We start from the raw sequence: 13,887 nt of genomic DNA on the forward strand, positions 1-13,887 counted from the left end.
ACTGCTGGCATGTGCCCGATTGGACGGGCTTTCTATCAGAGGTGGATGAAGAAAACCCCCTCTGATGGAAGTTTCACATTATAAAGTATGCTACAATGATAGTTGATCCTAATCAAACTGCAGTAGTCGTTTTTGAAGGGGTAAAGAATTGATAAGAGAATAATTGCTTATAAGAGCTTGATTCGTTCAATTAATCATGAATGGAAACAAATAAAATTTTTACTCAAGGAAATTTCAATTTATTCTGCATTAACAGGTAGTAAGCCAAACCACCTTGAAATTCAGGGAGAAGCGACGAAGGTAGACTGGGGATGAAAAAACCGCTGATGGAAGTTTCACTTTATATGATTCGATATTATTGGAGGAATTTGTGTGAGTACGAAGGAAAAAGAATTTGCTGTTATTGGTCTCGGTCGATTTGGCGGCAGTATTTGCCGAGAATTAGCGCAACTTGGAATGGAAGTTATGGCGATTGATATGGATGAAGATCGTGTAAATGAATTTGCAAATATTGCATCCCATGCTGTAATTGCTGATTCTACAGATGAAATGGTATTAAAAAGTTTAGGAATCCGTAATTTTGATCATGTTGTGGTAGCTATTGGTGATAATCTTAATGCAAGTATTTTAACAACTCTTATTTTAAAAGAATTAGGCGTAAAAAATATTACTGTGAAAGCACAAAACGATTACCATGAAAAAGTTTTAACTAAAATTGGAGCTGACCATATTGTTCATCCTGAGCGTGATATGGGGAAACGAATTGCGAATAATATTGCCTCTAGTAGTGTCTTAGACTATTTAGAACTCTCAGATGAACATAGCATCGTTGAGATTATTGCGAATGAAAAGATTGATGACCATTCGTTAATTGAATTAGATATCCGTGCGAAGTTTGGATTAAACATTGTGGCAATTAAACGTGGAAAGGAAGTTCTCGTTTCACCGCGTGCGACAGAAAATATTCGAATCGGAGATATTTTGATAGTTATTGGTCATGATAATGATGTGGACCGCTTTGAAATGTTTTTAACGAAATAATAAAAAGGACAATGCCAATATAGGTGCATTGTCCTTTTTATTTAAATTTCCATAATGATTGGTAAGATCATTGGACGACGTTTCGTTTTTTCGTATAAGAATGGAGCTAACGTATCCGTAATTTCATTTTTGATTTCAGACCATTGTGTCGTTTTACGTTCCATTACTTTTTCTAAATGATTTGTAATTAATGTCTGTGCATCGTTAATTAAATCACTGCTTTCACGCATATAAACGAATCCACGAGAAATAATATCTGGTCCAGCAGCCACTTTAAATTCTTTCATATCGATGCTAACAACAACGATAACAAGTCCTTCTTCTGAAAGAATACGGCGGTCGCGAAGTACGATGTTACCAATATCACCAATGCCGTTTCCATCGATATAAACAGAGCCAGAAGGAATTTTTCCTGCGATTGTTGCTTCATCTTCACGAAGCGCAAGTACATCACCGTTATCAATTATGAAACAATTTTCTTCGGGAATACCACAATCATTCGCTAATTTTGCATGCATACGTTGCATACGGTATTCACCATGAATTGGCATGAAATATTTTGGTTTAATGAGACGTAGCATTAATTTCTGTTCTTCTTGTCCACCGTGTCCACTTGTATGAATGTCAGTCAGTGGTCCGTGAATTACATCAGCACCTGCACGATACAACATGTTGATTGTACGGCTTACACTTACCGTGTTTCCAGGAATCGGAGAGGACGAAAATACGACAGTATCACCAGGAATAATTTGAATTTGACGGTGTGTACCATTGGCAATGCGAGATAATGCAGCCATTGGTTCACCTTGACTTCCTGTGCATAAAATCACAACTTGGTTTGCTGGTATGCGATTTAGCTGTGATGGTTCAATAATTGTATCTTTCGGGCAGCGAATGTAGCCAAGATTTTGTCCAATTTCCATTGCTGCTTCCATACTTCGACCAAAAACAGCAATTTTTCGGTTGTTTGCTACTGCAGCTTCTACAACTTGTTGTAGTCGGTGAATATTAGAAGCAAACGTTGCGAATATAATACGGCCTTCTACTTTACGGAAAATATCTTGAATGCTGTCACCTACGCGGCGTTCAGACATTGTAAAGTGAGGGACTTCACTATTTGTACTATCAGATAGTAAGCAAAGGACACCCTCTTTTCCGATTTCAGCCATTTTTGTTAAGTTTGCTGGTTCACCAACTGGCGTGAAGTCAAATTTAAAGTCTCCTGTATGAACAACCTGTCCTTGTGGTGTTTTCACGACGATACCGTACGAATCTGGAATGCTATGCGTCGTGCGGAAGAAGGAAACGGATGTCTTTTTGAATTTAATGATATCGTCTTCTTTAATCTCATGCAGTTGTGCTTTTCGCAGTAATCCGTGCTCTTCTAATTTATTTTTAATCAGTCCGAGCGCCAATTTTCCACCGTAAATTGGAATATTTACTTGACGCAATAAATAAGGGATCCCGCCGATATGATCTTCGTGACCATGTGTAATAAAGAGTCCTTTAATTTTTTCTTCGTTACGTACCAAATACGTGTAGTCAGGTATAACATAATCAATCCCGAGAAGTTCGTCTTCTGGGAATTTAATCCCAGCGTCAATAATAATAATTTCATCTTGAAACTGAACAGCATATGTATTTTTGCCGATTTCACCGAGTCCGCCAAGTGCGAAAACAGCAGCTTGATCATTTTTTAAGAATTTCATAAATTAGACGTTCTCCGCTAACTTGAAATCTGCATATTGCTTTTCATATTCAAGATGAGCACCAGTAACAGACTGGATAAACTCGATATTATATGCGAACTTGTGTAACTTTGTGCGAACTTCTCTTTCAGACTCGGCTTCTAGATAAAGTACCTTAGTATTTTCACGTACAGGTACCTCTAGCATTTTTTCTTGATAAAATACTTTAAAAATCATTAAAACAATCTCTCCTTGTTTATGTTTTAGGCTATCTTTTACCTATTATAAAGCAAAAGGTTATGATTTTCATGTTTTTTCGAATAAGAATGAAGAAAAAGGCCCGAAATGGGCACGATTTAAGCAATTGTTTTTTTTCGAAGTAAATCGTTCCAATATACTTTTAACTTTTTCTTCAGTTTCCTTAGCACGATTGTCCCATCCTTTCCTCGTTCAAAACATGCGTGTAATCTTATTCTAACGTGCAATAAGAAGTAAGTTTTAGAAAATGAACTATTTTTAAGAAGATATTTCGTTCAAATTATAGTATGAGATAGAATAGAAAAGAAAATTCATGTGTCGAACTGCAGTGCCGTTTTTATTTCAGTATATGCATAGTTAGGTAAGATGGTTAGATAGTGAGCGCCTTCTTGATAGATGTCTTATATGTTATACTTTTTTAGTATTTGAGAAGATATTTAAACCATGAAGTGAGATGCTTGAATTAATGAAGTAGAAAGGATTATATAAATGAGCGATAAAATTGTCTTTTTTGATATTGATGGAACATTGCTAGATCATAACAAAGAAATACCACAATCTACAAAAGAAGCTGTGCGTCGTCTTCAAGAAAATGGGGTGCATGTAGCAATTGCAACAGGACGTGCGCCGTTTATGTTTGAAGATATTCGTAAAGAGCTAAATATTCATAATTATGTAAGTTTCAATGGACAATATGTTGTATTTGAAGATGAAGTTGTATATAAAAACCCATTACATCCAGATGCATTACGTACCTTCACAAATTTTGCAGAAGAGGCAGGCTATCCTCTTGTTTATTTGGATCATAAAGATATGAAGGCAACAGTGGCATCACATAATTATGTAACAGAAAGCTTCGCTAGTCTTCGAATGAGTCATCCCGTGTTTGAACCTAGTTTTTATGAAAAGCGTGATATCTATCAAACGCTTTTATTTTGCAGAGCAGGAGAAGAAGAAAAGTTTATCAGTGACTATCCGCAGTTTCATTTTATTCGCTGGCATGCTTATTCCATGGACATTATTCCAATGGGGGGATCGAAAGCGAAAGGAATTGAAAAATTTATTGAAAAGCTTGGATTCACTCGAGAACAAGTTTATGCATTTGGGGACGGGTTAAATGATTTAGAAATGATTGAAACTGTAGGGACAGGAATTGCTATGGGAAATGGGCATGAAGATTTGAAGAAACTTGCGAATTATGTAACGAAAGATGTTGCAGAAGATGGTATCCTCCATGGATTGCAGTGGGCAGAATTATTATAAAGGATTCGTATGAAAACCATTTCGTATAAAAAATAGTCTGTTTTCATTAACTATAGTGAAAACAGACTATTTTTTTATCCTACTATTGGTGAGCGACAAAGACCCTCACTGACGGAAGTTTTAGTTTATCTTTCTAAAGGTGTTGCATTTTCTGGATTTATAAATGGATTGTCTTTATTAATATGGTCATAAAACATAACGCCGTTTAAATGATCAATTTCATGTTGGAAGACAATTGCTGGTAACCCTTTTAAACGTAGTTTCACTTCTTCACCGTCTATTGCTGTTCCTTTTACAGTAATGCGGGTGTAACGAGGCACATAGCCAGGAACTTCGCGATCCACTGACAGACAACCTTCGCCACCTGATAAGTACGTACGTTCTACAGAATGACTGATAATTTTCGGGTTAAACAAAGCGTAGCTATATAATGTTCCATCTCTATCCGTTACATGGACAGCAATCATTCTTTTAGAAACACCAATCTGAGGAGCTGCTAAACCAATTCCAGGGCGTAAATTATATTTTTCAACCATTTCGGGATTTTGACTGTTAATAACAAATTCAATCATTTTTCGTAATATATGTACTTCTTCTTCGTTTGCTGGTAGAACTACCTCTTCAGCCACTGTTCGTAAAATAGGATTTCCTTCACGAATCACATCATTCATTGTAAGCATATGCAATCTCTCCTTTTCATCTTTAGTCTACCAAAGGTCGTGGAAAAAGTCATGACAAAGAACAAGGTAGTCAAACCGCCTTGTTCTTTTATAATTGTTTCATTTTACATTAACAGATGCAAGAAGCACCGACGATAATTAAAAGAATAAACAATACAACGATTATAGCAAATCCGTGTCCAAATCCGCCGCAACCACCATAGCCATACGAAGGATATGCGCAAGTTGTTGTTGCTGCTGGGTAACAAAAAGTGTATCCGTACATGGTGTGACCTCCTTTACCGTTTCCGCGAATGCTGCGGTTAGTATAATGTATGGAAGAAAGAAGAAAAATGTTATAGTTATTTGCCTAAAAAGGTAGTAGATGTTGCATATTTTTATGAGTATGAGACAAAAGATAAGAGTGAAATAAATCGTTTACATATTATTCTATGACCAAAATATGTGTGAAAAGGGAATAATATAACAGAGGAGGCTCACTCACTAATACAGATAGTATTTTGAAAATGTGTATTTGTTAAGAAAACCTCGTTGATTTTCGAAAAAAATTTCGAAATCAAAGTGATTGACAGGGTGATTAGAATAGTTGTAAACTAAAAAACGTGATCAAGATTGTATTAATTAGTTTAAATAAAAACATTAGTACAGATTGTTAGGTGCACAAATTATTCAATAACTGACGAATGGTGCGTCAGTTTTCAAGCTTATGCTTTTATTTTAGCAAGGTGCTAGTGAAAGCGTTTAAGAATATGGTTCAAGAGAGGAAGAGGTGAACGGAATGGGTACTAAAACAAAAAAGGCCCTATTTAATGTTGATGAGCAAATGAAAGCTATTGCAGCTCAATTTGAAACATTACAAATCTTAAATGAAAAAGGCGAAGTTGTGAATGAAGCAGCTATGCCAAAATTAACTGATGATCAATTAAAAGAATTAATGCGTCGTATGGTGTATACTCGCGTATTAGACCAACGTTCTATTTCTTTAAACCGTCAAGGTCGCTTAGGTTTCTATGCGCCAACAGCTGGACAAGAAGCTTCTCAATTAGCAAGTCATTTTGCTCTTGAAAAAGAAGATTTCATCTTACCAGGGTACCGTGATGTTCCACAATTAGTATGGCACGGTTTACCGTTATACCAAGCATTTTTATTCTCTCGTGGACACTTCATGGGTAACCAAATGCCTGCAGATGTAAACGCACTTGCTCCACAAATTATTATCGGTGCGCAAATCATCCAAACTGCTGGTGTTGCGTTAGGTATGAAATTACGTGGTAAAAAATCTGTTGCAATTACTTACACTGGTGACGGCGGAGCGTCTCAAGGTGACTTCTATGAAGGTATGAACTTTGCGGGTGCATTTAAAGCTCCAGCAATCTTCGTTGTTCAAAACAACCGTTATGCAATCTCTACTCCAGTAGAAAAACAATCTGCGGCAAAAACTGTAGCACAAAAAGCAGTTGCAGCTGGTATTTACGGAATTCAAGTAGACGGTATGGACCCATTAGCTGTATACGCAGCAACTGCTTTTGCTCGTGAGCGTGCAGTAAACGGTGAAGGCCCTACTTTAATCGAGACTTTAACATTCCGTTACGGTCCACATACAATGGCTGGTGATGACCCAACTCGTTACCGTACAAAAGATATCGAAAACGAATGGGAACAAAAAGATCCAATCGTACGTTTCCGTGCATTCTTAGAGAACAAAGGCATTTGGTCTCAAGAAGAAGAAGAAACAGTAATCGAACAAGCTAAAGAAGACATTAAAGAAGCAATTGCTAAGGCTGACCAAGCTCCAAAACAAAAAGTAACTGATTTAATGGAAATCATGTACGAAACAATGCCTTACAACTTAGCTGAACAATATGAAATTTACAAAGAAAAGGAGTCGAAGTAAGCCATGGCTCAAATGACAATGATTCAAGCAATCACTGATGCTTTACGCGTTGAAATGAAAAATGACCCTAACGTACTTGTATTTGGTGAAGACGTTGGTGTAAACGGCGGTGTATTCCGTGCTACTGAAGGTCTACAAGCTGAATTTGGTGAAGACCGTGTAATGGATACTCCACTTGCAGAGTCTGGTATCGGTGGACTTGCAGTTGGACTTGCACTTGAAGGCTTCCGTCCAGTTCCAGAAATTCAATTCTTCGGTTTCGTTTTCGAAGTAATGGATTCAATTTCTGGTCAAATGGCTCGTATGCGTTACCGTTCTGGTGGACGTTGGACTGCTCCAATTACAGTTCGTTCTCCATTTGGTGGCGGTGTTCATACGCCAGAATTACACGCTGATAGCTTAGAAGGATTAGTGGCGCAACAACCAGGTTTAAAAGTTGTAATTCCATCTACTCCATATGATGCGAAAGGTCTTTTAATCTCTGCAATTCGTGATAACGATCCAGTTATTTACTTAGAGCATATGAAGTTATACCGTTCTTTCCGTCAAGAAGTACCAGAAGGCGAATACACAATTGAACTTGGTAAAGCTGATGTAAAACGTGAAGGTACAGATGTATCTGTTATTACATACGGTGCTATGGTACATGCTGCATTAAAAGCTGCTGAAGAACTAGAAAAAGAAGGTATCTCTTTAGAGGTTGTTGACTTACGTACAGTTCAACCATTAGATATCGAAACAATTATTGCTTCTGTTGAAAAAACAGGCCGCGTTGTTGTAGTTCAAGAAGCTCAAAAACAAGCTGGTATTGCAGCTAACGTTGTAGCAGAAATCAATGACCGTGCAATCTTAAACTTAGAAGCTCCAGTTGTACGTGTTGCAGCTGCTGATACAGTATTCCCATTCTCTCAAGCAGAGAGTGTATGGTTACCAAACCATAAAGATATTGTTGAAGCTGTTAACAAAGTAATGAACTTCTAATTTTAATTTTACTTTTATGTGCAAAAGAAGTCAGCACATGCTGATTTCTTTTGCATTATCCAATAATAATGATATGAATCAGGGGGCTGAATTCCGTGGCATTTGAATTTAAACTACCAGATATCGGTGAAGGTATCCACGAAGGTGAAATCGTAAAATGGTTTATTAAACCAGGCGATGAAGTAAACGAAGATGATGTACTTCTTGAAGTACAAAATGATAAAGCTGTTGTAGAAATTCCTTCTCCAGTTAAAGGTAAAGTACTTGACATTCTTGTAGAAGAAGGTACAGTAGCAGTAGTAGGAGATGTTCTTGTTAAATTTGACGCTCCTGGTTATGAAAACCTTAAGTTTAAAGGTGACGATCATGACGAAGCTCCAAAAGCTGAAGAAGTAAAAGAAGAAGCTCCAGCAGCAGCAGCTACTCCAGCAGCAACTGCAGAAGTAGTTAACGAGCGCGTAATTGCTATGCCATCTATTCGTAAATATGCACGCGAAAAGGGTGTAGACATTCGTCTAGTAGCTGGTACTGGTAAAAACGGTCGTGTTGTAAAAGCTGACATCGATGCATTTGCAAACGGTGGACAAGTAGCAGCAACTGAAGCTCCAGTAGCGGCAGAAGCTCCAGCAGCAGCAGCGAAAGAAGAAGCTCCAAAAGCACAACCAATTCCAGCTGGTGAATATCCAGAAACTCGTGAGAAAATGAGCGGTATCCGTAAAGCAATTGCAAAAGCAATGGTTAACTCTAAACATACAGCTCCTCACGTAACATTAATGGACGAAGTAGATGTAACTGAACTTGTTGCTCATCGCAAGAAATTCAAAGCTGTTGCAGCTGAAAAAGGTATTAAATTAACTTACCTTCCATACGTTGTAAAAGCATTAACATCTGCATTACGTGAATACCCAATGATGAACACTTCTTTAGATGATGCATCTTCAGAAATCGTTCATAAACATTACTTCAACATCGGTATCGCAGCTGATACAGACAAAGGTCTATTAGTACCAGTTGTTAAAGATACAGATCGCAAATCTATCTTTACAATCTCTAACGAGATCAATGAACTTGCTGGTAAAGCCCGTGATGGTCGCTTAGCTCCAGCTGAAATGAAAGGTGCTTCTTGCACAATTACAAACATTGGTTCTGCAGGTGGACAATGGTTCACTCCAGTTATTAACCACCCAGAAGTAGCAATCCTTGGTATCGGTCGTATTGCTGAGAAACCAGTTGTGAAAAACGGTGAAATCGTTGCAGCTCCAGTATTAGCATTATCTTTAAGCTTTGACCATCGCTTAATCGACGGTGCAACTGCTCAGAAAGCATTAAACCAAATTAAACGTCTATTAAACGACCCACAATTATTAGTAATGGAGGCGTAATAAACAATGGTAGTAGGAGATTTCCCAATTGAATTAGATACAGTCGTTGTTGGTGCAGGTCCTGGTGGATATGTTGCAGCAATTCGTGCAGCACAATTAGGACAAAAAGTAGCTATTATTGAAAAAGCTAACCTTGGTGGTGTATGCTTAAACGTTGGATGTATTCCTTCTAAAGCATTAATTAATGCAGGTCATCGTTATGAGAATGCAAAACATTCTGATGACATGGGTATTACTGCAGAAAACGTAACAGTTGACTTCACAAAAGTTCAAGAATGGAAAAACGGCGTAGTTAAGAAATTAACTGGCGGTGTAGAAGGCCTTCTAAAAGGTAACAAAGTTGAAATCATTCGCGGTGAAGCTTACTTCGTAGATGCAAACACATTACGCGTAATGACTGAAGATGCAGCTCAAACGTATACGTTTAAAAATGCTGTTCTTGCAACAGGTTCTACACCAATTGAAATTCCTGGATTCAAATACTCTAAACGTGTTCTTAACTCAACTGGTGCTTTAAGCTTACCTGAAATTCCGAAAAAACTTGTTGTAATCGGCGGCGGTTACATCGGTATGGAATTAGGTACTGCATATGCAAACTTTGGTACAGAAGTTACTGTATTAGAAGCTGGCGATGAAATTTTAGCTGGTTTTGAAAAAGCAATGAGCACAGTTGTAAAACGTGCGCTTCAGAAAAAAGGCAACGTAACAATCCATACAAAAGCTATGGCTAAAGGCGTTGAAGAAACTGAAACTGGCGTAACAGTTAGCTTCGAAGTTAAAGGCGAAGTACAAACTGTAGAAGCAGATTACGTATTAGTAACTGTAGGTCGTCGTCCAAACACTCAAGAAATTGGTCTTGAGCAAGTTGGAGTCAAAATGACTGATCGCGGTCTAATCGAAATCGATGAGCAATGCCGTACAAACGTACCGAATATCTATGCAATTGGTGATATCGTTCCTGGACCACCATTAGCTCACAAAGCTTCTTACGAAGGTAAAGTAGCTGTTGAAGCAATTAGTGGCCATGCAGCAGCAATTGATTACATCGGAATTCCAGCAGTATGCTTCACTGATCCAGAATTAGCATCTGTTGGTTATACTAAGAAGCAAGCAGAAGAAGCTGGAATGGCAGTAGCAGTGTCTAAATTCCCATTCGCTGCTAACGGTCGTGCATTATCTTTAAACAGCACAGACGGTTTCGTACAGCTTGTAACTCGTAAAGAAGATGGTCTTCTTGTAGGTGCACAAGTTGCAGGTGCAGGCGCTTCTGATATTATCTCTGAGCTTGGTTTAGCTATCGAAGCTGGAATGACAGCTGAAGATATCGCTCAAACAATCCACGCTCACCCAACATTAGGTGAAATCACAATGGAAGCAGCTGAAGTTGCTCTTGGAATGCCAATTCACATTGTAAAATAATGTAAGTTAAATAAAAACAACCGACTCCTAGATACAGGAGTCGGTTGTTTTTATTTCTAAATTTCTTTTTATTAATCCTAATAGATAAAAAGAAAGGGAGCGATGTTCCGTGATAGAAGCACTAAAAAATCATCACGATGAACTTGTAACAGTTCTTTTGGAAAAGTTAGTTCCGCAAAATCATTTCCTTCGTGATTCATTTTTATCCCGCTATTTTGGGGCAGTAAGACCCTCGCCTCAAGATTGAGAGGAAGCGGAGAAGATAGGTGAGGGATAACTTGGGCAGCTTCCGTCAGTGGAGGGGAAGAAAACCCCTACGGATGGAAGTTTCACTTTATATTTTTTACAAAAGAAAAAGGCCTAAATCTAAATTTAGATTTAGGCCTTAATATTTTTCTATACATGGTTCTATATTGCATTTATTTAATGGTTTGAAATTTGAACATATCACCAAAAACATTTGTATCGTTGTATAAAAACATTACTATATCAGCATTTTGCTCAGCTAGCTGTTGTTGAACGCTTTTACCTGTTGGATAACGTGGATCAATAAATGTTGTATGGGCAAAATTATGTGCAAATAATGGATAAGTTGCATCAGCATAGGAATCTTTTAGGATAACTACATGCAAGTTATTTTGTGCTTTTGGGTTTATAATATTAATTTCGTCGTAATCACCTTGATATACACTTCCATACCCTGGATCTGGAATATTTTTATCTTTCCCAAAAAACTCTTTCATAGTTTCTTTAGGTGTATCCTCTTTTTTGGGACCAAGATAGACTGTATAGTCATTCCATGATTCGTCTGATTTGAAATATACATAAGGAATTTTTACAGATGATGTATCTATAAGGCGATATAACTGATTGTTCCAGCTACCAACAAATTTTCCTCTTGGCTTTTCCCAAGTGATTTCATAATCGTCTCTGTTAACTGGAGTACCTTTATATTTCTTAGAATGTGAAGCTAAATAGTTCATTGTATATTCATAGGCATAAAATGCACCTTCCATATTCCAATGATGATCAGTAGTAAGATACATCCGATCTAGATCTTTCTTTGTAAAATTTTGTTGAAATGTAGGTAATAAATCGATTACAGGAAAATCGGTTTTACTCATTTCCTGCACAAAATGATCCCTATGTTTTTGTTGATAGCCCCGATTGACATAGGATGGGAATTTATACTCTAGTGCCGTCTGTTTACTTGGTACTAGATCGAAATAAAATTCTGTATTGGCAAAAGAATTCTTAAGATGCGTTAACTCATCAATTCCCTTATCGACTTCATTCATATGATTTGCTTGAAGCGGTTGATACAAAAGGAAGTTGTCATTTGTAACGTGTATACCATTAATAAATGTATGTCTAGAAGCTATTTGTAATTCTGTATAGGTTTTAATAAATAGATCACGAGCGCCAATATGATCTGTAAAATAAAGTTCAGTATCTTTAAAGTATTTACCTGATTTTAAATCATCCAAAGTCATAACGGGATCGATTGCTAAATTTCTATTTTCGAAACTAGAAAAGGTTTTTTTATCTAAATACATAACTTTTCCAGTCCATAGGCACATTCCGAAAATAACAAGTAAAAACCCGGTAATTAACATATAATTGTTGCATTTTTTCATAGCTATCCCTCCTTTAAAAACGGAAGTAAATAAATGGATTATAAGTTGCGTTTGTTAAATACATCATGACAATAACTAGTACACTGAGATAAAAAAGTGGGGATAGAATAGCCACTTTTTTTGTTGAAAGTATATTCTTCAGTACAGAGAAGATTGGGGCCGATGTAACAATTGCTAGTAAAAATATTCCCCAGTTGTTCATGAAATAGAAATAACTATCAATATCGGTAAGCGGTCCGTTTATTCCAAACATAGTTTGTAAAAATTTAAAGCAATAGCTAAAATTATCAGCTCGGAAGAAGACCCATCCGATAATGACTAAAAACATGACATATATGTGCTGAACAGGACGCCATGTGTTTTGTAATATTTTTTCAAAACCAGCTTTTTCTAAAGCGATGAGACACCCATAATAAATTCCCCATATCATAAAGGTCCAGCTAGCACCGTGCCAAAAACCTGTTAGGGCCCAGACGATGAAGAGATTACGATATACTTTCCAAGTAGATACACGGTTTCCTCCAAGTGGAATGTAAACATAATCACGGAACCAAGATCCAAGTGAAATGTGCCAACGACGCCAAAACTCAGAAATAGATTTTGAGATATACGGATAATTGAAGTTCTCTAAGAAATCAAATCCAAACATCTTTCCTAATCCAATTGCCATATCACTATACCCGGAAAAATCAAAATAAATTTGCAGTGTATAAGCGATAGCGCCAATCCATGCGGTAGAAACACTCATTGTTGTTGGATTCATCGCAAAGATTTCATCAGCAATAACTCCTAATTGATTGGCGATTAATACTTTTTTTCCTAATCCGATAATAAAACGACGAATTCCTTCGGAGAATTTATCAGCATCAACAGTTCGTGTATGTAATTGATGGGAAATTGTATTATAACGAACAATCGGCCCAGCAACTAATTGCGGAAAGACAGTAAAATATAATGCGAGATCAAATATATTACGCTGAGCAGCTACTTTCTTCTTATATATATCAATAATATAACTCATTGCATGGAAAGTGAAAAAAGAAATACCAATTGGCAATGGGATTTTTTCTAATACAATATTTGTATGAAAGATTGTGTTTATATTATCAACTAAAAAGTTAGCATACTTAAAATATCCTAAAATAGCTGTATTCATAATAATAGCTAGTGTTAGAATTGTTTTTCTGTTTAAGATCGTTGTTTGTTCTTTCCCAAGCCAAATTCCAAACCAATAGTTCATGAAAATAGAAAAAAGCATAAGAAAAACATATACAGGTTCTCCCCAAGCGTAAAATAATAAGCTGAAGAGTAGGAGAACAATATTTTGTAGTTCTTTTCTTACTACATGGTAGGTAAAAAGAACAGCAGGTAAAAATAAGCATAAAAAAAACAAATTGCTAAAAACCATATGAGAGATTCCTTTCTGTAAGTTTATACACAGTCAATAAAATATTATATCATAATTAAAAGGAGTGGGAAATTTTTGTTAGACCCATTTCTCTTGTATGAGTGGATAGGAATACAGGTGGATGAGGAATAATTGGACGAGGTATGTTGTATTTAATTTCGCACTAACGAATGATAATTTTGAGAGATTTGATAAGCTAACGATTTGTAAAAGCCTGATTGGTTCAATTAATCATG

At 36.7% G+C, this 13,887-nt stretch carries 13 protein-coding genes; 7 read left to right on the forward strand and 6 right to left on the reverse strand.

Features of this window, described 5'->3' with window-relative positions; genetic code table 11:
• The first annotated feature begins 372 nt into the window (after positions 1 to 372).
• On the forward strand, positions 373 to 1,041 hold the full coding sequence (locus tag ACFQZ1_RS19400; protein WP_377883826.1) for a potassium channel family protein: 669 nt from the start codon (positions 373 to 375) through the stop codon (positions 1,039 to 1,041).
• A gap of 41 nt (positions 1,042 to 1,082) precedes the next feature.
• On the opposite strand, the gene rnjA is transcribed toward ACFQZ1_RS19400, so the two are convergent.
• Positions 1,083 to 2,750, reverse strand: coding sequence for a ribonuclease J1 (gene rnjA, locus ACFQZ1_RS19405; protein ID WP_377883827.1), 1,668 nt, complete (start codon positions 2,748 to 2,750; stop codon positions 1,083 to 1,085).
• 3 nt (positions 2,751 to 2,753) lie between these two features.
• Entirely contained in the window at positions 2,754 to 2,966 is a 213-nt protein-coding gene (locus ACFQZ1_RS19410) for a DNA-dependent RNA polymerase subunit epsilon (RefSeq protein ID WP_154710669.1), read from the reverse strand.
• Between the two features lie 510 nt (positions 2,967 to 3,476).
• On the opposite strand from ACFQZ1_RS19410, the gene ACFQZ1_RS19415 reads away from it, so the two are divergent.
• Complete coding sequence (locus ACFQZ1_RS19415; protein ID WP_377883828.1) at positions 3,477 to 4,250, forward strand: Cof-type HAD-IIB family hydrolase; 774 nt, start codon at positions 3,477 to 3,479, stop codon at positions 4,248 to 4,250.
• A gap of 125 nt (positions 4,251 to 4,375) precedes the next feature.
• Here ACFQZ1_RS19415 and def read toward each other — a convergent pair whose 3' ends face one another.
• Together def and ACFQZ1_RS19425 are read right to left on the reverse strand one after the other, a co-directional pair.
• The gene (def, locus tag ACFQZ1_RS19420) at positions 4,376 to 4,930 is read right to left on the reverse strand and encodes a peptide deformylase (RefSeq protein ID WP_377883829.1); all 555 of its coding nucleotides are present in this window, start codon (positions 4,928 to 4,930) and stop codon (positions 4,376 to 4,378) included.
• 109 nt (positions 4,931 to 5,039) lie between these two features.
• Positions 5,040 to 5,195 carry a YjcZ family sporulation protein gene (locus ACFQZ1_RS19425; RefSeq protein WP_377883830.1) on the reverse strand — a complete coding sequence of 52 codons (156 nt, stop codon included), beginning with the start codon at positions 5,193 to 5,195 and terminating at the stop codon, positions 5,040 to 5,042.
• Between the two features lie 513 nt (positions 5,196 to 5,708).
• Between ACFQZ1_RS19425 and pdhA the strand changes: the two genes are divergently transcribed.
• The 5 genes from pdhA to ACFQZ1_RS19450 all read left to right on the forward strand — a co-directional run bounded on the left by pdhA (position 5,709) and on the right by ACFQZ1_RS19450 (position 10,853).
• Positions 5,709 to 6,824, forward strand: coding sequence for a pyruvate dehydrogenase E1 component subunit alpha (pdhA, locus tag ACFQZ1_RS19430; RefSeq protein WP_377883831.1), 1,116 nt, complete (start codon positions 5,709 to 5,711; stop codon positions 6,822 to 6,824).
• A gap of 3 nt (positions 6,825 to 6,827) precedes the next feature.
• Positions 6,828 to 7,805: a pyruvate dehydrogenase complex E1 component subunit beta gene (gene pdhB, locus ACFQZ1_RS19435; protein WP_230573365.1), complete on the forward strand. Its 978-nt coding sequence runs from the start codon at positions 6,828 to 6,830 to the stop codon at positions 7,803 to 7,805.
• Positions 7,806 to 7,900: 95 nt separating this feature from the next.
• Positions 7,901 to 9,187 carry a dihydrolipoamide acetyltransferase family protein gene (locus ACFQZ1_RS19440; protein ID WP_377883832.1) on the forward strand — a complete coding sequence of 429 codons (1,287 nt, stop codon included), beginning with the start codon at positions 7,901 to 7,903 and terminating at the stop codon, positions 9,185 to 9,187.
• Between the two features lie 6 nt (positions 9,188 to 9,193).
• A complete protein-coding gene (gene lpdA / locus ACFQZ1_RS19445; RefSeq protein WP_377883833.1) occupies positions 9,194 to 10,606 on the forward strand; it encodes a dihydrolipoyl dehydrogenase in 1,413 nt (470 codons plus the stop codon).
• A gap of 109 nt (positions 10,607 to 10,715) precedes the next feature.
• Positions 10,716 to 10,853 (forward strand): hypothetical protein, encoded by a 138-nt coding sequence (locus tag ACFQZ1_RS19450; protein ID WP_377883834.1) that lies wholly within the window; start codon positions 10,716 to 10,718, stop codon positions 10,851 to 10,853.
• Between the two features lie 172 nt (positions 10,854 to 11,025).
• On the opposite strand, the gene ACFQZ1_RS19455 is transcribed toward ACFQZ1_RS19450, so the two are convergent.
• Positions 11,026 to 12,243, reverse strand: coding sequence for an alginate O-acetyltransferase AlgX-related protein (locus ACFQZ1_RS19455; protein WP_377883835.1), 1,218 nt, complete (start codon positions 12,241 to 12,243; stop codon positions 11,026 to 11,028).
• A gap of 13 nt (positions 12,244 to 12,256) precedes the next feature.
• On the reverse strand, positions 12,257 to 13,651 hold the full coding sequence (locus tag ACFQZ1_RS19460; protein WP_377883836.1) for an MBOAT family O-acyltransferase: 1,395 nt from the start codon (positions 13,649 to 13,651) through the stop codon (positions 12,257 to 12,259).
• Positions 13,652 to 13,887 lie beyond the last annotated feature (236 nt).

This window comes from Bacillus sp. CGMCC 1.60114, from assembly GCF_042676365.1.
Taxonomy (GTDB): domain Bacteria; phylum Bacillota; class Bacilli; order Bacillales; family Bacillaceae_G; genus Bacillus_A; species Bacillus_A rhizoplanae_A.